We start from the raw sequence: 21,160 nt of genomic DNA on the forward strand, positions 1-21,160 counted from the left end.
GTGTCCGGGCCGCGCCGGGCGCCTTCGCCGCCTGCGAGGAGACCGACCGTGAACGACAGCCGACTGCGCAGGCCCTCCGCCGTCCGCACCCTGCGCGTGGGGGCGCTGAAGGTCAGCTACGTGCCCGACGGGGCGATGCTGCTGAAGCCGGCCGGCCCGCTGCCCGCCGCCGTGGACCGGCACTGGCCCAGGTACGGGGCCTACCTCAACGACACGCGGCGGCTGGTCGCCAACACCGGCGCCCTGCTCGTCGAGGACGGCGCCCGCGCCCTGTTGATCGACGCGGGGTTCGGCCCGCGCGCGGTGCCCGAGGACCCCGCCCATCCGCACCGGGGGGCGGTGCACGGCGGTGCGCTGCCCGGCAACCTGGCCCTGCTCGGGCGGGCCCCGGAGGAGATCGAGACGGTGGCCTTCACCCACCTCCACGCCGACCACATCGGCTGGGCCTGCGTCGAACCGCCGCTGTTCGGCCGGGCCGCCTACGTGGTCCCCAAGGAGGAGTGGGACCACCGCGGGCCCGAGGCCGCGGCCCTCGAACCCCGGGCGCGGCTGGTGCTCGCCGGTGACGAGGTCTTCCCCGGTGTGCACGCGCTGGCGCTGCCCGGCCACACCCCGGGCCACACCGGTTTCGTCATCTCCTCCCGCGGCACCCGCCTGCTCGCCTTCGGGGACGCCCTGCTCTCCCCGCTCCAGATCCGCCACCCGGAGTGGTCGGCCGGCGGTGACGACGATCCCGCGCAGTCCGAACGCCACCGCCGCCGCCTCATCGCCGAACTCCGGCGCCCGGACACCCTCGGTTTCGGCGTCCACTTCGCGGACGTGGTCTTCGGCCGCGTCGCCCCGCACGCCGACGGAGCGGTCTGGTGCCCGCTGTGACGTGCCCCCGGTGCCCCGCCCAGCGGGCGGCTGCTCCGCCATCGGTCGCCCTGTGTGATGTTTCCGCCGCGTACGTGTAACGGCCTGGGAACCGATCGGGAACCCGATCGGCCACAGTGAGCCACACATCGGGGGGTGTGTCCGACACGGGCCGCCTTCCGGGCGTATCAGCGGACACGAGTGAAGAGGACTGGACTTCGATGGAAAAGCTGGCCTTTCGCACCACCTATCTGATGCTGGGCGCCGCGGCGCTGACCGGCCTGGCCCTCACGCTGCCGGGCACGTCCGCGGCTCCCGCCTCGCGGGTCTCGCACGCCTCCGACGGCGGCCCGAACGCGGTACGGCGGTAGCCGCCCGCCGGGGTCAGCGACGGCACTCCTCCGGCACTCCGATGTCGGTGAAGAGTTCCTCGGCGGCGGCACGGGCCGCGACGGCGGTCTCCGGGTCGCCGAGTGCTGCCGCCGCCGCGGCGACACCGGCCTGGGCCCGGGCCATCTCCACGCGTAGATTCATGGCGGCGGAACGCCGGTGCGCGGCGCGGTGCAGGGTGAGGGCGGCGGCGTAGTCGTGCCGGCGGCCGTGCACGCGGCCGAGCACGTTCTCGATCTCCGCGCGCCGGATCGCGCCGCTCAGCTCCATCAGCGTCAGCGCGCGCAGCGCGCAGGTCTCGGCCTCCCGCGCCCGGCCGAGCCGTTGCAGCGTCTCGGCCCGGTAGGCGAGCATCAGCCCTACGGTGCCGGGCTGGCGGAAGCCGTCCGACTCGCCCTCGATCCCGGCGAGCCGCAGCAGCGCCTTGTCGGGGCGGCCCATGCCGAGATGGGCGACGGCCAGTTCGGTGAGGGCGTAGATCTCGTGGTCCCGTTCGCCGAGCAGCCGGTCGAGGCGTACGGCGTGCTCCGCGGCCTCGGCCGCCGCCGCGTACCGGCCCAGGCAGTTCAGCGCCGAGGCGGTGTTGGCGAGGGTCTCGGCCTCCTCGCGCCGGCAGTCCAGTCGCCGGTGCAGGGCGAGGGCGCGGTCGAGCCGGTCCAGTGCCTCGGTGTACTGGCCGAGGCTGGAGTAGCACATGCCGATCCGGCTCAGGGCGGCGGCGATCCCGTGCACCTCGGAGGTCCGCTCGGCCAGCGCCAGCGCCTCGTCGAGCCGGGTCAGGGAGCCGCGCAGGTCGCCCAGTTTCCACAGCGCCATGCCCAGGTTGGTCAGGCTGATGCGCAGCAGCAGCGGATCCTCCAGCCGTCGCGCGGCGCGTACGGCGAGCAGGCCCACGTCCCTGAACTCCCCCCACCAGCCGCGCAGGTTGAGGTAGAAGGCGAGCCCGCGCGGCAGGTAGGCGGCGTGCAGGTCGAGCCGGACGTCGTAGGCGAGCTGGGCGGCGTCGCGCAGCGCCGGGTACTCGTCGTCGAGCCAGCGCAGCGCGTCGGCCTCGGAGTCGAAGTCGGGCACCGACCCGGTGCTGTTGGGCAGCGGGACGAGATGCCGGGTGCGGCCGGGGAACAGCAGGTCGCAGGCGCGCTCCAGGGTGAGCAGATAGTGGTCGAGGAGCCGCTGGACGCCGTGCTCGTCCCGGTCGTCCGGGGTGTTGCCGCGCAGGTCCCGGGCGAACCAGCGGACCAGGTCGTGCAGGGTGTAGCGGCCCACCGTGTGCTGTTCCAGCAGGTTGACGTCGAGCAGTTCCTCCAGGATCGCCTCCGCCTCCTGGACGTCCGTGCCGAGCAGCGCGGCGGCGCTGAGCACGTCGAAGTCGGCTCCCGGGTGCCAGCCCAGCAGCCGGAAGGCGGCCCGGTGGGTGCGGTTCATCGCGCCGTACGACAGCTGGAGGCTGGCCGCGACGCTGCGTTCGCCGACGCGCAGTTCGGTCAGGGTCCGGGCCTCCGAGCGCATCCGGTCCACCAGGTAACGGACCGTCCAGTGGGGGCGGTTGCGCAGCCGGGCCGAGACGATGCGCAGGGCGAGGGGCAGCCCCGCGCACATGCCGGCCAGCAGGGTGCGCGCCTCCGTGCTGTCGTGGTGTTCCCGGTCGGCTGGGTCTTCACGGTCGTCGCCGAGGACGCGGCCGAGCAGCTCCATGCTGTCCTCCATGGAGAGGCTGCCCACCGAGTACCACTCGGCGCCGTCGATCTCCACCAGCCGGGTCCGGCTGGTGACGATCGTCGCGGAGTTCCCGGTGCCCAGCAGCAGCGGCCGCACCTGCGCCGACTCCCGGATGTTGTCGAGCACCACCAGCAGGCGCCGGCTCGCCGTCACCGACCGCCACAGCGCCCGGCGTTCGACCAGACCCTCCGGGATCCGGTCGCTGGGCACACCGAGGCTGCGCAGCAACTGGTCGAGGGCGTCCAGTGGATGGAGCGGCGGATGGCCCGGGGTGAAGCCGTGCAGGTCGAGGAAGAGCTGCCCGTCCGGGTAACGCTCGGCTAGCTGGTTGGCCACGTGGACGGCGAGCGCCGTCTTGCCGCTGCCGCCCATGCCGTCGATCGCGATGATCCGCCGGTCGTCGGCGAGCGCGTCGCGGATACGGCGGACGGTGTCCTGCCGGCCGGTGAAGTCGGGCAGGTCGTAGGGGAGGGTGCAGCGGACGATGACCGGTTCGGGTACGGCGGGTTCCAGCAGCGGCGGGTGGGCGGGGGCGCCGCCGAGCCCGGGGCTGCGCCGCAGGATCGCCTCGTGCAGTTTGGCCAGCTGCGGGCTGGGGTCGGCGCCCAGTTCCTCGGCGAGCAACTGGCGGACCTGGGCGAACTCCTCCAGGGCCTCCGCGTGCCGGCCGGTGCGGTAGAGCACGGTCATCAGCAGTTCGCGCAGCGACTCATGGAGCGGGTGGGCGTCGACGTACTGCCTCAAGTAGGTGGTCAGGCCGTCGATCTGGCCGACCTCGATGCGCAGCCGCGCGTACTGCTCGACCGCCGCGAGCCGCATTTCGGCCAGGACGTTCGCGGCGAGGTCGATCGGCTCCCCGTCGTGGCCTTCGAGCACCGGGCCGCGCCACAGGTCGAGGGCGGCGCGCAGTTCGCGCCGGGCGTCCGTGGGGCGGTCCGTCGACAGCGCGTCGGCGGCGGCCCGGAGGTGTTCCTCGAACTCCTTGAGGTCGAGCTCGCGGGCGGAGACCGCGGCGCGGTAGCCGGCGCCGTCGGTGCGCAGCAGTGCGGCGCCGCCGGGCAGGGTCCGGCGCAGGGTGGAGACGGTCTTGCGGATCTGGTGCGCCGCCGTGGAGGGGGGTTCCGTGCCCCACACCACCTCCACCAGGCGGGCGACGGTGACGGAGCGGTTGGGCGAGAGCAGCAGGAATCCCAGGACCCGTTCCGCCTTGGCTCCCCCCAGGGCGAGGCGCCTCCCGTCGGCCCAGCACTCCAGCGAGCCCAGCACGTTGAGGCGTATGCCCTCTCTTTCCTCGGCGAACTCCACATCTCCCCCTCGGTACGACATCTGTGCAGGCCTGGCCCATCCCCTCCCAGAAAGAGTAATTGACCGGTAACCGTTCGGGATATGGGCAGGGCAGCCTGGGGGGAGCAACGGGGGACGGCAGCGCATTAACGGCAATGTCCGTCACCGGGGGAAGAAACAAGACGGATATTTTACCGAGCAGGGGAGACGCGCCCCGATCTGGCGTGCTACGGGGAGTGCGGCCGGCCTCAGAGAGGTATTCCATTGTCCATCGCCGATATATGCACCGAGCGGCCGACCGGGCGGGAGCGGCAGGTCCTTGAGCTGCTGGCCGCCGGTCATCTGGACGAGAGCATTGCCCGCCAGCTCAACATCTCGATCCGGACCTGCCGCCGGATCATCGCTTCGTTGATGGACCGACTTGAAGCCAGAAGCCGTTTCCAGGCGGGGGTGATCGCGGCGGCCCGCGGCTGGATGGATGCACCTGCCCCGCACCCGCCGAGGGAAATGATTTCGACCGTGGGCCGAAAAGGAATTTCGTTCAACCGTTAACGGATCTTCGGTGTCGTCCCACTTCTCTTTCGCACATTCATGGGATGACTCACAGCCCGAAGGCGGCGGCCGCCGAGAGGAAGGCGTCGTTCTGGTCCGGGGAACCGATCGAGACGCGGACGCCGTCCCCCGCGAACGGCCGCACGACGACGCCGAGCCGCCCGCAGTGCTCGCCGAACGCGGTGGCCCGGTCGCCGAGCGGGAGCCAGAGGAAGTTGGCCTCGCTCGGCGGCAGCGGCCGGCCCCCGGCCGACAGGACGCCCCGCACCCGCTCGCGTTCCGCCACCACCGTCTCCACCCGCGCCATCAGCTCCTCCCGCGAGCGCAGCGCGGCGACGGCGGCGGCCTGGGCCACTCCGTTGACGCTGAACGGCAGATACGTCTTGCGGACCGCGTCGGCCACCACCGGGTGCCCGACCAGGAAGCCGACCCGCAGCGCGGCCAGGCCGTACGCCTTGGAGAAGGTGCGCAGGACCGCCACGTTGGGCCGCCCGGCGGCGAGTTCGAGGCCGTCGGCCGTCGTCGCGTCCCGCACGTACTCGCGGTAGGCCTCGTCGAGGACGACGAGACAGTCCGCGGGCACCCGGTCGAGGAAGGCGCGCAGCCGGCCGGCCGGGACCACCGTCCCGGTCGGGTTGTTGGGGTTGCACACGAAGACCAGCCGGGTCCGGTCGGTGAGCGCGCCGGCCATCGCGTCGAGGTCGTGCGCCCCGTCCCTGAGCGGGACCTCGACGGCGGTCGCCCCCGCCAGCCGGGTCAGGATCGGGTACGCCTCGAACGACCGCCAGGCGTACACGACTTCGGCCCCCGGTTCGGCGACGGCCGCCATCAGCGTCTGGGCGACCCCGACCGACCCGCACCCCACGGCGACCTGGTCGGCGCCCACCCCGAACCGCTCCGCGATCTCCCCGGTCAACGCCGAACACCCGTTGTCCGGATAGAGGTTGGCCTGTGCCGCCGCCCGCCCGATCGCCGCCAGCACGGCGTCGGGCGGCCCGTACGGCGACTCGTTGGCCGCCAGCCGGTACGTCGGACCGGGCGCCGGCGGGGCCGTGCTGGGCCGGTAGCTCACCATCCGGTCGAGCACCGAACGGAAGCGCGGCACACCGGTGGTGGCGGCGGTGCTGACCTGGGGCATCTGCGCCTGCTCTCTGCTGGTCGGGGCGGTGCTCACTCGGCCGGTGCGGACAGTTCCGTCAGCGCCGGTCCCGAGTGGATGCCGTGCGCCCGGTTCATCACCACGTCGCCCAACTCCGCCGCCGTGGCACGGACGTTGGCGCCGCCGTAGCCGTTGACGACGGAGAACATCCCCCACAGCAGGTTCCAGGGCTTCAGCTCGCCGTTCTCGTCCGGGAACAGCTCCGGAGTGGGCCGGACCCGGCGCTGCAGGACGTGCGGGGTGTCGAGGGCCGCGTCGAGCCCGGCGCGCCACTCGCGGTCGGTCAGCTCCGGGGTCCAGCCGAGGACGACCCCCCGGTTGCCGTAGAGCGAGGTGGGCTTGAGGACCAGTTCGCGGCGGTGCTCGACCGCGTGGTCGAAGAGGTCGGCGCGTTCGCCGTTCTCCAGGGTGACCTGGCCGGGGCGCACGACGCGGGTCCACGGCAGCAGCCGGGCCGCGCTGGTCCGCTGCTCCTCGGTGAACAGCCCGTGGTTGGCCTCGTCGGAGAGCATCTCCAGGGCGCCCTTGCTGGCGTAGGCGGCGGTGTCCAGCGGGGTGAACATCTTGACCTCGCCGCGCTGGACGGCGTCCAGGAGCGGGTCGAGCAGCTCCGGCGCCTCGGTGATCTGGGAGATCGCGAAGGTACGGAAGACAATGTCGACGGGCTTGTCCTCCAGCCACACCCGGCCGCCCCTGACCTCCAGCTGGCCCACGTGGCACGGGTGCGCGTCCAGGCCCAGTTCCCGCCAGCGAAGGGCGAGTTGGCGCATGTAGCGGATCTCGTTGTCGAAGTAGCTCGGCCAGTCGGCCAGCGCCACCACCGGCCGGTCACCGGGTGCGAACCCCGACTCGACCAGCACGTTGTTGACCTGCTCACGCAGGGTGTCGACGTAACCGAGGTGGTGGTCGGCGGCGAACCGGGCGAGCAGCGGGTGCTCCAGCAGGCCCCGGGCGAGGTCGGCGTTGTCCATCCCGCCGATCGAGCTGCCCATGTTGAACTCCAGCAGCTTGAACCCGCCGTCCTGGACGAACAGGTCGGCCCGCGCCTGCCGGGTCATGGCCGGGCCCCGGCCGCGCACGACGGCGGCGACCTGCGGTTCGCTGAGGCCGGCGGCGCGCGCGAACGCGGCGAAGTCACCGCCGAAGAGCTTGTCGGGCAGGCTGCTCAGCGCGTCCATGACGTGCCGGACGTCCTCGAACGCCCGCACCCGCTCGGCATGTCCGAGGAAGACCGGGCGGGAGAGGAACGTCCCCTTGTAGAACGCGGCGAGCATCTCCGACTCCGGTAGCCTGCCCACCAGTTCGGCCGCCTTGGCGCCGCTCCCGGTCACCCTGCCGAGGTACTCCGCCGTCAGGGACTCGCGGTCCATGAGGGTCCTCCTTGAAGTCGTGTGCCTGTATGTGAGTTCGGGGGTACGGCCGTCAACTCGCGTTCGCGGGCGCGGAGTCGGCGGGCTGGGCGGGCGGCTCGAAGTGGACGGCCGCGGGCGGCAGCAGCCGGGCGGTACGGTGCAGCACGGCCGCGCCCAGCAGCGCGGTGGCGGTGATCACCAGCCAGGGCAGCCTGCCGTCCACGGCGACCAGCGCCGTGAAGACGGTGGGCGCCAGGGCCTGGGCCAGCGCCCACGACGACTGGTAGGCGGCGAGGTAGCGCCCGCGCAGCTCCGGCGGCGCGGCGTTCTGCGCCAGGGTGCTGGCGGCCGGGCTGTGCACCAGCTCGGCGAAGGTGGCGACCACCACGCAGGTCAGCAGGGCCGTCATCGCCAGGGTGGTGTCGTGCGGGCGCACCGTGCCGAGGACGAGCTGCCCGGCGAACGCGGCCACGAAGAGTCCGGCACCCGCCACCGCCATCCCGTTGCGGGTGCGGAACCGGCGCCGGGCGAGCGCGGCGACCGGCACCCCGAGCGTCGCGCACAGCAGGGTGTTGACGATGAAGGCGCTGCCGATGAGGCCCTGCGGTATGTGCAGCCAGCCGGTCGCGTAGACCGGGATCAGGATGGTGAGCGAGGTGTAGCCGATGGCCAGCGACAGGTTGGCGAGGCCGAGCAGCAGGAAGGGCCGGTCCTTGGCCACCAGCCGGTAACCGCCGCTCTTCACCGGCCTGTCGCGCTCGACGTGCGGGCTCGCCGGGGTACGGGTGGCCAGCACCGCGGCGACCACGAAGCTGGCCGCGTTCAGCCAGGCGGCGGCCACGTAGCCGTGGTCGCCCATGGTGGCGATGATCAGCGAGGCGATCAGGGTGCCGCCGCCGAGACCGGCGTTGCCCAGGCTGCGGGAGAGGGCCTGCATGCGGTCCCGGTCGGTGCCGGTGAGGAGTTCGGCGAACCTCGCCTGGAGGGTGGAGGGCGCGGTCCGGGTGCCCACGGCGGTGACCAGTGCCAGCACGAAGAAGAGGGACAGGCTGTGCGCGAGCGGGTAGAGGGCGAAGCCGATCGCGCGCAGCAGGTACAGCGCGATCAGCGTGCGCAGCGCGCCGAACCGGTCCACGGCCGAGCCGCCCAGCGGCAGCGCGGCCATCGCCAGCAGGCTGGCCACGGTCAGCACCAGACCGATCTGCGCCAGCGGGAGGTGGGTGACGTGCCGGAAGAAGACCAGGTTGAAGGGGACGTACATGCCGGAGCCGGTCGCGTCGATGGCGATGCCCGCGATCAGCGCGCGTTCCCCCTTGAAGACGGGGCGCAGGAACGACATTTACTCTCCAGGAGGGGATGCGTGGGGGGCGGCGACCGGGCGACCGGCCGGGACCGGCGGGCTCGGGCGGACCGGGCGGCTCGGACAGACCGGGCGGCTAGGCGATGTCGTAGAAACCGGGGCCGTCCAGGTAGCGCGCCGACACACAGTCCCGGGCCACGGCGCTCTCGCTCTCGTGGGCCAGGAAGACCCGCAGCGGGAAGGTCCAGTCGTCGACGGAGGGGCTGACGAGGCCGCCGGGGGTGACCCGGAAGACCGCGTCGTGGAAGCTTTCGAGCTCCTTCAGCTCGGCCAGCCGCGGATAGCCGGCCAGCCGGCCGCCCGCGGGCGAGACCATGTTGACGATCCGGGCGTGCCGGCGCAGCGCGTAGTCGCCGTCGGCGCGCGCCACGAAGCGCTCGGGGTCGGTGTAGGCGTCGACCGTCCAGTCCAGCTGGCTCTCGCCGATCGCGGCCTCGGCCGGGACGTGGACGTCGGCGCCGCACACCCGGGCGCCGGTCTCGACCAGCCTCGGCCCCTTCGGGGTGAGTTTGAGTTCGGTGTGCGCGGGACCGTTGTGGATGCCGAGGGCGTCCAGGACCAGCAGGGTGTGCTCGACCAGGGCGTCCTGGTCGGTGCCGCGGCGGGGCAGCAGCTCCGCGCCGGCGGGCAGGTCGCGCACGCCGTTGGCGCTGAGGTGGTGCATCTTCCAGATGTCGGTGACGTGGTGCCGGCCGTCCCGGCTCACGGTGTTGACGATGTACTCGTTGCCGACGAGGTACTCCTGCGCCAGCACCGCCGCGTTGTGCTGGCCGAGGACGCTGCGCGCGCCGAGCACCTTGCCGAACGCGGAGCGCACCTCCTCGGCGCTGTCGCAGAAGAAGACGCTGTCGTTGCCCGCGCTGCTCACCGGCTTCAGGACGACCCGGCCGCCCTGGGCGCCGTACCAGTCGAGGAGGGTGTCGAGGTCGGTGGCGAGCAGCTGCTCGGTGCCGGGGACGCCGGCCCGCCGGACCGTCTCGATCATGCGGAACTTGTCGCGGCGGGCGGCGCTGAGCGCGGTGCCGTTGGTGGGCAGCCGGAGGTGTTCGCTCAGTCCGTCGGCGAGTTCCACGGCCCGCTCGATGCCCGGCAGCAGGCCGACGGGGGCGTACCGCGCGAGGGCGGCGGCGGTCGCCTCGACGTCACCGTCGTGGACTATGTCGGCGGTGAAGTCGTCGGGCCGGAAGCCGGCCGCGTAGACGTCGGGGATCTCCGGGGTGCTCCGGACGTGGACGCAGTCGACGCCGCGCGCCCGGAACAGGGGGGCGAGGCACCGGGCGCTGGCGAAGGCGTCGACGAGGGCCACCGTGCGCCGGTCTGTGCTGGAAGTCATCTGTCATCCCACCGTGGGTCTGGGGCGTGCGGCGAGGCCGCCGGAGTGGACGGGGCTGGTCGGGTCATCACGCGTCGGCGATCTCCACCTGGTCGCCGAAGCGCATGAGGTGGCGGTAGGCCATCGCCCGGGTGTGCCGCATCGTGCGCAGGATGGCGATCGCGCTCTCGGCGGACTCGTCGACCTGGATGATCGAGGAGTCGTCGCCGACCAGGGCGGCGGTGACGACGATGTGCCGTTCGATGTCGTGCAGGTCGGCCTCGAACAACGCGTCGCGGGCCAGGGCGAGTTCGGGGTCGGTGACGGCGATCTTCGCGAACGGTTCGGTACTGGTGGCGGCGAGCCGGCGCATGGCCTTGCGGAACGCCTTGTGCTCGGGCTGGGTCCGGCCGGTGAGCGCGGCCGGGACCGCCGGGGGATACATGCTCGGCCGGACCCTCGCGTCGTAGCAGGGCGCCGACATGTCCCCGGAGTGCATCATCGCCGCGGTGAAGCCGCGCACCAGGACGGCCGCCTCCCGGAACGCCGTCACGGCCGTGGAGCGGTCCGCGTCGGCCAGCGCGGCGACGGCCCGGCCGACCGCGTGCGCCGCCGCCAGGTTGAGCACGAAGTAGAAGTGGTGGGTGATCACCCAACGCGTCAACTCGCTTTTACCGAGGTCCAGTTGCGGACGGTACGACGACACGGGGGCCGGGGCGGGGGCGCCGTCCGGCGGGAGGAGCCCGTCGAGGAGCAGGATCATCGCCCGGACCTCGGCGGCCTGGTCGTTGAGGTCGAGCCGGGCGCCCCGCAGGTCGGCGAGGACGCGGGCGAGGACCACGGTTGTCTCGGCGACGCGGTAGGCGTCGTCGACCGCGGCGGTACGGACGCCGAAGTAGTCGTGGTTGGGGACGATCGCCCGCAGCCCGGTGGTGTCCAGCGGGGTGACCGCGGCCTCGGCGGCGAGGTGCGCGGCCCGCTCGACGGCCGTGTCGAGGGCCCGGCGGACGGCGGAGTCGTCCGCTCCGGCCGGGTCCAGCAGCCGGGCGCGCAGGCCGGTCAGCGCGTCGGTGGTCGCGGTGAGGGCGGCCTCGACCGGGGCGGCGGGGCGGGTCGCGCAGTGCACGACGTTGTTCGCCGGAAGGACGACGACGGGGATATCAGGGCAGGCGGAAGCCATGTCGGTTACCTCGGTATCCGGTTCGGTGGCGGGGTGGACGGAGCTGCTGGGGTGCGGAGCGCGTCGCTCAGCGCGGTGCCGGGATCGGCGGCCAGACCCGGGTCGAGCGGGGCGGCCCGGCCGATCAGCCGGCGCCCCTGCGCCATGTCCCGGGGCCGGTCCACGGTGAGGAGCGCGGCAAGCCGGTCACCGGCCAGCCAGAGGGCGGTCCAGGCGGCGGTGTCGGGCGAGCCGCGCAGCACCAGCCGTTCCGCGCCGGTGTGATGGCCGGCGTACTGCACCATGCGCCCGAACTGCTCCGACCAGACGTAGGGCACCGGGTCGTAGGAGGCGTCCTGGCCGAGCAGGGTCGCGGCGGCCACGTCGGGGGCGTTGAGGGCGGTGTCCCAGTGCTCGGCGCGCAGCCGGCGGCCGTAGCGCCGCGACCACCAGGCGGCGCAGTCGCCCGCGGCGACCACCTCGGGGCGGGCCGTGCGCAGCCGGTCGTCGACGAGGACCCCGCCGCCCGCGTCGAGCCCGGAGCCGGCCAGCCACCCGGTGTCGGGGCGGACGCCGACACCGGACAGGACCACGTCGGCCGGCACGAACTCGCCGCCGCTGAGCGTGAGTCCGCCCACGTCGACCGAGTCCACCCGTATCCCGCACCGGAGTCGGACCCCGGCCGCCGTGTACCAGTCGGCGGTGGCCGCGCCGAGCGCCGGCCCGAGCGACCCGGCGAGGGGAGCGCCGGCGGCCTCCAGGACCGTCACCCGACTGCCCAACCCGGCTGCCACGGACGCCACTTCGGCGCCGATCCAGCCCGCGCCGACGATCGCCACCCGGGCGCCCGCGCGCAGTGCGCCGCGCAGCCGCAGCGCGTCGTCGAGGGTGCGCAGGACGTGCTGCGGTCCCTCCCCCGGCAGCCGTACCGGGACGGCGCCGGTGGCGATCACCAGCCCGTCGAAGGAGAGCGGACCGGTCGAGGTCCGCAGGGTCCCGCCGGGCCGGTCGTCACAGAGCCGCAGCGCCTCCGCCCGGGTGCCCAACAGCAGGGCGCAGCGCAGCCGTTCCCAGTCGGCGGGCAGAGCGGTGTCGTCGCTCTCCCCGGTGAGTACGGCCTTCGACAGCGGCGGCCGGTCGTACGGCGGCCGGTCCTCCGCCCCTACGAGGGTCAGGGCGCCCTCGTACCCGCGGCTGCGCAGGGCCTCCGCGGCGCGCAGGCCCGCGAGCCCCGCCCCGACGACGATCACGTGGTCCACGGTGCGCTCCGCTCGTGCTCCAGGGCGCCCTCGGCCGCGGCGACCGACCGGGCCAGCGCCGTCTTGAGGGGGATACCGAGCTTCGCCGCGGCGGCCGCCACGTCCTCGTACTCGGGCTGGGCGTTGACGATCCGTCCCGCGCGGCGGGCGATCTTGACGGCGACCAGGGCGTCGCCGACCGGGACGGTGCGGAACTCCCGCTCCAGTTCGTGCTTGGCGACCTCGTGCTCCCGGGTGCCGATGGTGGAGGTCTCGGCCGTGAACGTCTCACGCACGGCGTCGAGGGCGGGGCGCGGACAGAGCGCGGAGAGGGTGTGGGCGGGGCGGCCCTTCTTCATCAGGATCGGGGTCAGCCAGGCGTCGGAGGCGCCCGCCGCGAGCAGCCGGGCCAGCACGTGCGGCCAGATCCGCGGGTCGAGGTCGTCGACGTTGGCGCTGACCACCACGGCCCGTGCCGCGTCCGTCTCCGCCCCGGCCTCGGGGGCGGTGCCGAGGACGACGCGTACGACGTTGGGGGTGCCCTCCGGGTCGCGGGTGCCGGCGCCGTAGCCGGTCCCGGTCAGCCGGAGCGCGGGCAGGCCGCCCCACTCGGCGCACAGGGACAGGACGAGGGCCACGCCGGTCGGGGTGGCCGACTCGTAGGGCAGTCCGCCGGAGCGGGCCGGTGCCCCCTGGTCGGCGAGGAGCCGCAGGACGGCCGGGGTCGGCACCGGCAGCTCGCCGTGGGCGGTGCGGGCCCGGCCGCCGCCCAGCGCGATCGGCGTGGCGGTCGCGGCGCCGATGCCCAGGTCGTGCACGGCGGCGCAGACGCCCACCACGTCGGCGATCGCGTCGAGGGCGCCGACCTCGTGGAAGTGGACGTCGTCGACCGGGATGCCGTGCACGGCGGCCTCGGCGCGCGCGAGCCGGGCGAACACGGCGTGGGCGCGCTCGCGCACCGGCCCGGGGAGCGCGGCCCCGGCCAGCAGGGCGCGGATCGCGTGCCAGGTGCGGTGCGGCGGCCCGGGTTCGGTGTCGACGTGCGCCTTCGTCGCGGCCAGTCCGCAGCGCCGCACCGGTTCGGTCCGGATGCGGACGGCGCCGGGCACCACCGCGTCGACGGCGCCGCGCACGGCCGCGAGGGAGGCCCCCGCGTCCAGCAGCGCGCCGAGCAGCATGTCGCCGGCGACCCCCGAGGAGCAGTCGAACCAGGCGGAGACGGGGGCGGGGGCGGTCATGAGCCCACCGCCACCGGCCGGCCGGTCTCCCGGCGCACCATGCGGCGGATCATCCGGGCCGCCGCGACCGCGGCCCCGAAGCCGTTGTCGATGTTGCAGACGACGACCCCGGGACCGCAGGAGTTGAGCATGGTGAGCAGCGGGGCGATCCCGCCGAAGGAGCTGCCGTAGCCGACGCTGGTGGGTACCGCGACGACCGGTGCGGAGACGAGACCGGCGACCACGCTCGGCAGCGCGCCGTCCATGCCCGCGACGACGACGAGGCAGTCGGCGGCGTCCAGTCGGTCCCGGACCGCGAGCAGCCGGTGGATACCGGCCACCCCGACATCCCGCACCAGCTCCGCCGCACAGCCGAACTCCCGCGCCACGAAGGCGACTTCGCGGGCAACCGGTTCGTCGGTGGTGCCGGCCGTCACCACCAGGACGCCGCCCTGGGCGGGCCCGGCCGCGCCGACGGCCGCGCAGCGCGCCTCGGTGTCGATCCGTACGCCGTCGGCGCCGAACGCCCCGGCCACGGCGCTCAGTGCCTCGTCGGAGAGCCGGGTGGCGAGCGCGGAGCGGTGGCCCGGCTGCCCCAGGAGGGTACGGAGCAGCGTGACGATGTGGGCGGGCTTCTTGCCCTCGCCGTAGACCACCTCGGGGTCCCCGGTGCGCAGGGCACGGTGGGTGTCGAGGCGGGCGAAGCCGAGGTCCCTGACCCCGTCCCCGGAGAGCGGCCCCGCCACCAGCTCGTGCAGGGCCTCGTCGGGCTGCCTGACCCCGGCGGACACCTCCCGCAGCAGCGCCCGGACTTCCTCGCGGTCCACCGTCAGTCCTCCGTCGTCGAGTGGGGGCGGGCGGCGGACGCGGCCTCGTTGAGGGAGCCGGAACGGAAGCCGCGGGGGTCGGTCTCCACGGAGGCGAAACCGGCCTCGCGCACCGCCTCCAGCGCCTCCGCGCAGGCCATGACGGCCGGTACGGCCGCCAGATCGACCTGGATCAGGGCCCGTTCGCCGAGGTCCCGGACGCGCAGGTGGTACGTGTCGATACCGGCCCGGCGCAGCCGCTCCCGCAGCGCGCCCTCGGCGGCCTCGACCCGGGCCAGCCGCTCCCGGGTGACCGTCAGGCCGTAGGCGATCCGGCTCGACAGGCACGGCGAGGCGGGCTTGTCCCACGTGGGCAGCGACCAGGCGCGGCTCACCGCCCGCACCTGCGCCTTGGTCAGGCCGGCGTCGGCCAGCGGGGTGACGACCCCGCGCCCGGCCGCCGCCCGGATGCCGGGGCGGAAGGGGTCGGCCAGGTCGTCGGCGTTGGTCCCGGTCGCCACGTGGGCGAGGCCCGCGTCCGCCGCCACCTCCAGCAGCCGCCCGGTCAGCTCGTCCTTGCAGAACCAGCACCGGGTGGGGCCGTTCTCCCGGTACCCGGCGACCTCCAACTCCCCTGTCGCCACGAACACATGACGGGCGCCGAGACCCGCGGCGAGCTCGGGCACGGCGCTCCGCTCCCGCCGGGAGAGGCTCGCCGAGTCACCGGTGGCCGCCAGCACCCGGCCGGCGCCGAGCGTCCGCACCGCCGCCGCCAGCAGCAGCGCGGAGTCGGCGCCGCCGCTGAACGCGACCACGACGGAGCCCACTTCGAGCAGGCGCAGCCGCAGGGCGTCGAGCCGGCGGACCGGCAGCCCGGCGGGCGCGGACGGCGTCACCGTACTCACTCGATGCCCAGGGCGGTCAGCATCGGACGCAGCTTGGCGCAGGTCTCCGCGTACTCGGCCTCGGGGTCGGAGTCGGCCACCAGACCGCAGCCCGCGTAGAGGGAGGCGGAGGAGCCGTCGAGGAGGGCGGAGCGGATGGCGACCGCGAACTGGCCCTGCCCGGAGGGGTCGGCCCAGCCGACGACACCCGCGTACCAGCTGCGGTCGAGCCCCTCGTTGTCGGAGAGCCAGCCCAGCGCCTGGGCCCGGGGATGGCCGCCCAGCGCCGGGGTGGGGTGCAGCAGTTCGACGAAGTCCAGGATGCCGCTCCCGGCGCCGGCCGCGCGGCGGCCCCGCACCTTGGTCGACAGGTGCTGCACGTTGGTGAGCTTGACGACGGCCGGCGGACTCTGCACCTCGACGTCGTCGCAGGCGGTCGCGAACGCGTCGCGGAGCATCCGCACCACCACGTCGTGCTCGTGCTGGATCTTGGGGCTGTCGACCAGCTCACGCTCCAGCGCCGCGTCCTCCCGCGGTGTGGCTCCGCGCGGGGCGGTGCCCGCCAGCCCGAGCGCGTGCACGGAGGGTCCTTCGACCCGGACCAGGTACTCCGGGGTGGCCCCGAGGAAGGTGTACTCCTCGTGGTCGACGACGAAGACGGTGGTGCCGGGGTTGGCGTCCCGCAGCCGGTGCACGGTGGCCGGTATGTCGAAGGGCGTGGCCGAGGTCACGCGCACCTCGCGGGCCAGCACCAGCTTCTCGAAGAGGCCGTCGCGTATCCCGCCGGTGGCCCGCCGGACCAGGCCCTTCCAGGCGTCGGCGGCCGGGAGTTCGACGCTGGTGTGCGGACCGGCGGCCGGGACCGCGGGCCGGCGCCGGGAGGTGTCCGCCCCGCGCAGGCACCGGTCGGCGAGCTGGGCGAGGCCCTCGGCCAGCTGCTCGGGGTCGCTGTCGTGCATCAGCGTGGCGTTGAGGCGCAGTTCGGCACGGGCGGGGCCGGCACCGGCCGACTCCGGTACGGCGCCGCGTACTTGGAGGGAGGGCACCCACAGCAGCGCGTCGGGCAGCCGGCCGGCCTCGCGGGGGCTGTCCGGACTGAACGCGAACCCGCCGAGGGCGAGCGGTCCTTCACCGGCGGGCAGCGCCGGGACGGCCGTACCGCCGGTGACCAGGTCTTCGCAGAGAGCCGTCCAGCCCGCCCGGACGGACGCCATCCGGCGTTCGCCGTGGCCGCGCAGTTCGCGGGCGGTGCCGATCGCGACGACGGAGCCGTTGTCCCACGCCGACTGCCACAGGAAGGAGCGCGGGGTGCTGCGCCGGCCGCGGCTCCAGACCGTCACCGGGTCGGCGACGGTGAGCGGCTTGGCCCAGCTGACCAGGACCAGCCGCTGGGTGGCGCGGGCCTGTTCCAGGGCGCGCCGGAAGGTCCGGAGCAGGCTCTCCTGCTCGGCGGCCGAGAGGACGGACGGGCCCTGCGCGTACGGGAGTCGGGGCGGAGCGGTCGAGGTGCCCGGCACGCTCCCCGTGCTCTGCGTGCTCTCAGTGGGCTGCGTGCCTTGCGTGCTGTTCGTGGCCTGCGTGCTCCGCGTCATCAGTAGACCCCTTCGATCGGGCCGCGGTCGCCGTCTGTCGTGAGGGGCCGGATGTCGGCCAGCCCGTCCTGCGGGCAGCCGGCGCTGGGCGCGACGCGCAGCACCGAGTCGCGCTCCAGCGTCCACGGCAGCAGCAGGTCGCGGGAGACCAGGCTGATCCGGGCCTGGCCGCGCTCGCCGTAGCCGACCTCGGTGGTGGTGGCGTCCGGGTCGACGACCTTGACGCGGCTGAACGGATGGAACGGGACGAAGACACAACGCCCTTCGTCAGCGGGGCTCTTGGGCCGCTGCGGGGCGATGCCCATCATGGTGTTGCCGTACAGGCCGACGACGGCGGCCCGCGGGAACACCTCCTCCTCCAGGACGCGCAGCGTCTCCGGGCTCACGCTGGTGCCGGCCCAGATGATGCCGCGCACCTTGCGCCGGACCAGGTCGAGCAGCTTCTCGTCGGCCGCGATCGCCTCCAGGACGGGCGGGGTCGCGAAGAGCACCGAGACGGGCTGGGTGGCGAGGATGTCGGCGGCCTGCGCCAGGATGTGCCGGACGTACCTTCCGGCCTCCTCCGACCGGCCCGCCTTCACACTGCCCTTGACCCAGCGCGGGTCGAAGTCGATGAAGTGGCAGAAGGTACGGCGCAGTTGGGCCAGGAGTCCGACCGAGCGGCCCACGATGTGCGGCCCGGTCGGGCCCAGGTGCAGCCAGTGGCCCTCGCCCTCGCCCGGGACACCGTGCTCGGCGAGGATCTCGCTCACCCACAGGACGCCGTTGCGCCGCGAGCGGGACTCCACGATGCGCTTCGGCCGGCCGGTGGTGCCGCCGCTGTCGAACACCTGGAAGTCCCAGGTGTCCCGGCCGGTCCCGGCCGGCACCAGGTCGTCGACGGAGATGTCCCGCCACTCCTCGCTCACGTCCGGGAAGCGGTCCAGGTCCGCCCAGCTCCGCACGGCGGTCAGCGGGTCGAAGTCCAGCTCCGCGGCGCGCTTCAGCCAGTACGGCGAGCCGGTCTCGGGGGAGAAGTGCCAGCGCATCGCGGCACTGAGGAACTCCTCCGGGGCGAGGTCGGCGGTGAAGGGCTCGACCGGGGTCTCCAGCATGTTCTTCCTCCTCCTACGGCGGCCGGTCAGACCTGGGCGAGCGAGCGTGAGCGGGCCTCGGGCCAGGTCCGGCCCACCGCCTCCACCACGGGCCTGAGCTGGGCCATGAGCGTGCCGAACTGCTCCCCGGTGAGCGCCTGGCTGCCGTCGCACAGCGCGTTGCGGGCATCGGCGTGGACGTCGATGAGCAGCCCGTCCGCCCCGCAGGAGGCGGCCGCCAGGGACATCGGGCGCACCAGATGGGGCCGGCCGGTGCTGTGGCTGGGGTCGACGACGACGGGCAGGTGGGTGAGGCGCTTGGCCTCGGCCACCGCGCTCAGGTCGAGGGTGAAGCGGGTGCTGCGGTCGTAGCTGCGGATGCCGCGCTCGCACAGCACCACGTCACCGTTGCCGGCCTGCATCACGTACTCGGCGGCCAGCAGCCACTCCTCGATGGTGGCGGCCATGCCCCGCTTGAGGAGCACGGGCCGGCCCGACGCCCCGGCCGCACGCAGCAGTTCGAAGTTCTGCATGTTGCGCGTCCCGATCTGGAGCATGTCGCTCTCCTCCGCGACACACTCCACATCGCCCGGGGTGACCACCTCGGTGACCACCGGAAGCCCCGTGCGCCGGCGCTGCTCCGCGAGGAGCGCGAGACCGGCCAGCCCCATCCCCTGGAAGCTGTAGGGAGAGGTACGGGGCTTGAAGGCCCCGCCGCGCACCATGACCGCGCCGCTCTCCACCACGGCGTCCGCCGCGGCGGTCATCTGCTCCGGGCTCTCGACCGCGCAGGGTCCGGCGATCACCACGAACTCGGGGCCGCCGAACACCGCCTCACCGGCCGGCCCGACCTTCACCCGGGTGTTCTCCGCGCTGAACTCACGGCTCGTCAGCCGCTGCGTGCCCGGCACCACGACCACCCGGTCGACACCGGGGGCCCGCTCCACCGCGGCCACCGCTTCGGGCGTACCGCTCTCCTCGCTGATCAGCATCGCGATGTCGTCCATCGCGCAGGACACCGCGTTCAGGCCTTGTTCCCGGAGAATCCCGGAGACGGACTCCAACTGTTCGCGGGTGGCCCGCGGACGCATTGTCACGATCATGGGCGCCTTCCAAATGGGGCTGGCACGCGGGAGCTTCTCCCGATTGCGACGGTGGCGGCAGGCTAACCAGGCCGACGTGTTCCGCGGCAGGGGTCTGGCAGCATGCTGCCAGCATCTCCCCCACACCCCCCGAAGCCCCTCCTGACGTGCTGTGATCAGCCCACATCCGCGAAGGGAGCCCACCGTGAAAATCATCGACATCAGCCAGGGCTGGTACGAGGGAATGCCTTCCTACGACGCCCCCTGGTATCCGAAATTCGACGTGCGCAAAGCGATGTCGCCCGAGACCGACCCCTCCGGAATCGGCCGCACATTCTCCGATCTGCACATTTTCCCGCACAATGGAACGCACGTGGAATCGGGTTATCACTTCTTCGAGGACCGGGAGAAGATCGACGAGGTCCCGCTGGAGACCTTCGCGGGCCGCGCCTGCGTCGCCGACCTCTCGGACAAGCGCGACCTGGACCCGGTGACCGGCGAGGACCTGGAGAAGGCGCTGCGCTCCATCTGGCAGCGCGGCGACCGGCTGCTGGTACGCACCGACCACCCCAACCGCTACCTCGGCCGCGACGACTACTGGGACAAGCCGCCCTACCTCACCGTCGAGGCCGCCGACTGGATGATCGACAACGGCGCGGTCCTGGTCGGCATGGACTGCATCACCGAGCGGCCCGACGACCGCGGCGGCCAGGTGCACCGGCGGCTGCTCTCGGCCGGCATCCCGATCCTGGAGAACATCCAGAACCTGGACCAGATCTCCACGCCCGTCGCCCAGTTGATGGCACTGCCGGTCAAGATCCAGGGTGTCGAGGCCGCCCCGGCACGCGCCGTGGTGATCGACGGATGGCCCTTCTGAGCGCGGCCCGGTCCCGTCTCCCGGGCAGGTGGTGGGGGTGAGCGGCGAGCTGACGGCCGTCTCCCTCACCCGAGTCGGGACCACCACCGAGGCCGCGGTCGACGAGGCGCTGGACCTGCTGGGCGACCCCCTGCGGGACGTCGGCAAGGGCGACCGCGTGGTCGTCAAGCCCAACATGTTCCAGCGCAAACCGGGGTTCAGGACCAGCCCCGAACTGCTGCTCGCGGTGGCGCGGCGCGCCTCGGCGCGGGGCGCGGAGGTCTTCGTCGCCGAGCGCACCCACGTCCTCAAGGAGATCCTGGACGGGGCACCGGTCCACCGCTACGCCCAGGTGGTCAGCTTCGACGACCGGCCGACGCGGATCGTGCAGGTCCCCGGCGCCACCTCGCTGCGGGTGCCGATCACCGTCCCCGACCTCGTCCTGGACTGCGACTTCTTCATCGGCGCGCCCCACCTGCGCACCCACTCCAGCGTGGTGCTCACCAACGCCATGAAGAACCTGGTCGGTCTGCTGCCCGGCTTCACCACCCGGATCGTCCACATGGCCGGCGTGGAGGAGTCCATCGTGGACCTCAACCAACTGCGCCCGCAGCACCTCGTGGTGTGCGACGCGACGACCGTCGTCGAGGACAACTACCCGATGGCGGGCACCCTCCGCGAGGTCGGCCTGGTCGCCGCCTCGCGCAACGCGGTCGCGATGGACGTGACGATGGCGGCGGTGGCGGGCGTCGGCTCCTGGGAACTGGCCTATCTGCGCGACGCCCACGCCCGGGGACTCGGACCGATCGACCTCGCCGACATCGACGTGCGGGGCGTCGCGGTGCAGGACGCCGCGTTCAAGATCCGCCGCGCACCGGTGGACCTCACCCCGCCCCGCGAGGGCGTCCACGTCCACGCCGAGACGGCGTGCGACGACTGCCGCCGCTGGGTGGCCGCCGCCCTGCACCAACTCCGCGCCGAACTCATCGCCTACCCGGGCGAGTTGACGATCCTGTCCGGCCCGATGGATCGGCTTCCCGCGCTGCGCGGCGCGGTCGTCCTGGTCGGCAACGCCATGTACGAGCACCGCGACGCCGGCGTCTACCTGGAGGGCTGCCCCCCGAGGGCGATCCAGACCGCCGGACTGCGGTACGCGATGGGCGGGTCCGTCGACGAGCAGGAGGCCACCCAGTTCCGCGTCCCCCGCCGGGAACCCGCCCCCCGGGGCGACACCGGACTGCCCGGCCTGTCACCTGAGGAGTGGGTCTGA

General features: G+C 73.6%; 18 protein-coding genes. 5 read left to right on the forward strand and 13 right to left on the reverse strand.

Annotated features, from left to right (window positions below; genetic code table 11):
- The first annotated feature begins 48 nt into the window (after nucleotides 1-48).
- Together ABZT12_RS01745 and ABZT12_RS01750 are read left to right on the forward strand one after the other, a co-directional pair.
- A complete protein-coding gene (locus tag ABZT12_RS01745; protein ID WP_356375555.1) occupies nucleotides 49-876 on the forward strand; it encodes an MBL fold metallo-hydrolase in 828 nt (275 codons plus the stop codon).
- 200 nt (nucleotides 877-1,076) lie between these two features.
- Entirely contained in the window at nucleotides 1,077-1,226 is a 150-nt protein-coding gene (locus ABZT12_RS01750; protein ID WP_356375558.1) for a hypothetical protein, read from the forward strand.
- Between the two features lie 13 nt (nucleotides 1,227-1,239).
- Here ABZT12_RS01750 and ABZT12_RS01755 read toward each other — a convergent pair whose 3' ends face one another.
- Nucleotides 1,240-4,269: a BTAD domain-containing putative transcriptional regulator gene (locus ABZT12_RS01755; protein WP_356375561.1), complete on the reverse strand. Its 3,030-nt coding sequence runs from the start codon at nucleotides 4,267-4,269 to the stop codon at nucleotides 1,240-1,242.
- Nucleotides 4,270-4,512: 243 nt separating this feature from the next.
- On the opposite strand from ABZT12_RS01755, the gene ABZT12_RS01760 reads away from it, so the two are divergent.
- Nucleotides 4,513-4,800: a helix-turn-helix transcriptional regulator gene (locus ABZT12_RS01760; RefSeq protein ID WP_356375564.1), complete on the forward strand. Its 288-nt coding sequence runs from the start codon at nucleotides 4,513-4,515 to the stop codon at nucleotides 4,798-4,800.
- A gap of 49 nt (nucleotides 4,801-4,849) precedes the next feature.
- On the opposite strand, the gene hisC is transcribed toward ABZT12_RS01760, so the two are convergent.
- The 12 genes from hisC to aroF form a co-directional block, all read right to left on the reverse strand.
- Nucleotides 4,850-5,938, reverse strand: a complete 1,089-nt coding sequence (hisC, locus tag ABZT12_RS01765) for a histidinol-phosphate transaminase (RefSeq protein ID WP_356375566.1) — start codon at nucleotides 5,936-5,938, stop codon at nucleotides 4,850-4,852.
- Between the two features lie 32 nt (nucleotides 5,939-5,970).
- Nucleotides 5,971-7,329, reverse strand: a complete 1,359-nt coding sequence (locus tag ABZT12_RS01770) for a hypothetical protein (RefSeq protein ID WP_356375569.1) — start codon at nucleotides 7,327-7,329, stop codon at nucleotides 5,971-5,973.
- 52 nt (nucleotides 7,330-7,381) lie between these two features.
- Nucleotides 7,382-8,650: an MFS transporter gene (locus ABZT12_RS01775; RefSeq protein ID WP_356375572.1), complete on the reverse strand. Its 1,269-nt coding sequence runs from the start codon at nucleotides 8,648-8,650 to the stop codon at nucleotides 7,382-7,384.
- Between the two features lie 97 nt (nucleotides 8,651-8,747).
- Nucleotides 8,748-10,004, reverse strand: coding sequence for an ATP-grasp domain-containing protein (locus ABZT12_RS01780; protein ID WP_356375575.1), 1,257 nt, complete (start codon nucleotides 10,002-10,004; stop codon nucleotides 8,748-8,750).
- A gap of 67 nt (nucleotides 10,005-10,071) precedes the next feature.
- Complete coding sequence (locus ABZT12_RS01785; protein ID WP_356375578.1) at nucleotides 10,072-11,163, reverse strand: hypothetical protein; 1,092 nt, start codon at nucleotides 11,161-11,163, stop codon at nucleotides 10,072-10,074.
- 5 nt (nucleotides 11,164-11,168) lie between these two features.
- Nucleotides 11,169-12,401 (reverse strand): FAD-dependent oxidoreductase, encoded by a 1,233-nt coding sequence (locus tag ABZT12_RS01790; protein WP_356375581.1) that lies wholly within the window; start codon nucleotides 12,399-12,401, stop codon nucleotides 11,169-11,171.
- Nucleotides 12,389-13,618, reverse strand: coding sequence for a nickel pincer cofactor biosynthesis protein LarC (gene larC, locus ABZT12_RS01795; protein WP_356375584.1), 1,230 nt, complete (start codon nucleotides 13,616-13,618; stop codon nucleotides 12,389-12,391). Before larC ends, ABZT12_RS01790 begins: the two co-directional genes overlap by 13 nt.
- Entirely contained in the window at nucleotides 13,615-14,424 is an 810-nt protein-coding gene (gene larB, locus ABZT12_RS01800) for a nickel pincer cofactor biosynthesis protein LarB (RefSeq protein WP_356375587.1), read from the reverse strand. The genes larC and larB overlap by 4 nt, the downstream gene beginning before the upstream one ends.
- A 2-nt stretch (nucleotides 14,425-14,426) precedes the next feature.
- A complete protein-coding gene (locus ABZT12_RS01805; protein ID WP_356375590.1) occupies nucleotides 14,427-15,299 on the reverse strand; it encodes an ATP-dependent sacrificial sulfur transferase LarE in 873 nt (290 codons plus the stop codon).
- 5 nt (nucleotides 15,300-15,304) lie between these two features.
- Nucleotides 15,305-16,879 (reverse strand): isochorismate synthase, encoded by a 1,575-nt coding sequence (locus ABZT12_RS01810; RefSeq protein ID WP_356375593.1) that lies wholly within the window; start codon nucleotides 16,877-16,879, stop codon nucleotides 15,305-15,307.
- Nucleotides 16,879-17,973 (reverse strand): phenazine biosynthesis protein, encoded by a 1,095-nt coding sequence (locus ABZT12_RS01815; RefSeq protein ID WP_356375596.1) that lies wholly within the window; start codon nucleotides 17,971-17,973, stop codon nucleotides 16,879-16,881. The genes ABZT12_RS01810 and ABZT12_RS01815 overlap by 1 nt, the downstream gene beginning before the upstream one ends.
- A 26-nt stretch (nucleotides 17,974-17,999) precedes the next feature.
- Nucleotides 18,000-19,055 (reverse strand): 3-deoxy-7-phosphoheptulonate synthase, encoded by a 1,056-nt coding sequence (gene aroF / locus ABZT12_RS01820; protein WP_356375599.1) that lies wholly within the window; start codon nucleotides 19,053-19,055, stop codon nucleotides 18,000-18,002.
- Between the two features lie 184 nt (nucleotides 19,056-19,239).
- On the opposite strand from aroF, the gene ABZT12_RS01825 reads away from it, so the two are divergent.
- Nucleotides 19,240-19,911 carry a cyclase family protein gene (locus ABZT12_RS01825; RefSeq protein ID WP_356375602.1) on the forward strand — a complete coding sequence of 224 codons (672 nt, stop codon included), beginning with the start codon at nucleotides 19,240-19,242 and terminating at the stop codon, nucleotides 19,909-19,911.
- 37 nt (nucleotides 19,912-19,948) lie between these two features.
- Nucleotides 19,949-21,160 (forward strand): DUF362 domain-containing protein, encoded by a 1,212-nt coding sequence (locus ABZT12_RS01830; RefSeq protein ID WP_356375605.1) that lies wholly within the window; start codon nucleotides 19,949-19,951, stop codon nucleotides 21,158-21,160.

Source organism: Streptomyces sp. NPDC005423, from assembly GCF_040606415.1.
In the GTDB taxonomy this organism is placed as follows: Bacteria; Actinomycetota; Actinomycetes; order Streptomycetales; family Streptomycetaceae; genus Streptomyces.

Bases quoted from the DNA above. Each gene is read 5' to 3' on its own strand.
- ABZT12_RS01815 (WP_356375596.1), bottom strand. From the start codon at position 17,973: ATGCTGGAGACCCCGGTCGAGCCCTTCACCGCCGACCTCGCCCCGGAG.
- ABZT12_RS01750 (WP_356375558.1), top strand. From the start codon at position 1,077: ATGGAAAAGCTGGCCTTTCGCACCACCTATCTGATGCTGGGCGCCGCG.
- larC (WP_356375584.1), bottom strand. From the start codon at position 13,618: ATGACCGCCCCCGCCCCCGTCTCCGCCTGGTTCGACTGCTCCTCGGGG.
- ABZT12_RS01785 (WP_356375578.1), bottom strand. From the start codon at position 11,163: ATGGCTTCCGCCTGCCCTGATATCCCCGTCGTCGTCCTTCCGGCGAAC.
- ABZT12_RS01770 (WP_356375569.1), bottom strand. From the start codon at position 7,329: ATGGACCGCGAGTCCCTGACGGCGGAGTACCTCGGCAGGGTGACCGGG.
- aroF (WP_356375599.1), bottom strand. From the start codon at position 19,055: ATGATCGTGACAATGCGTCCGCGGGCCACCCGCGAACAGTTGGAGTCC.
- ABZT12_RS01810 (WP_356375593.1), bottom strand. From the start codon at position 16,879: ATGACGCGGAGCACGCAGGCCACGAACAGCACGCAAGGCACGCAGCCC.
- hisC (WP_356375566.1), bottom strand. From the start codon at position 5,938: ATGCCCCAGGTCAGCACCGCCGCCACCACCGGTGTGCCGCGCTTCCGT.
- ABZT12_RS01775 (WP_356375572.1), bottom strand. From the start codon at position 8,650: ATGTCGTTCCTGCGCCCCGTCTTCAAGGGGGAACGCGCGCTGATCGCG.
- ABZT12_RS01780 (WP_356375575.1), bottom strand. From the start codon at position 10,004: ATGACTTCCAGCACAGACCGGCGCACGGTGGCCCTCGTCGACGCCTTC.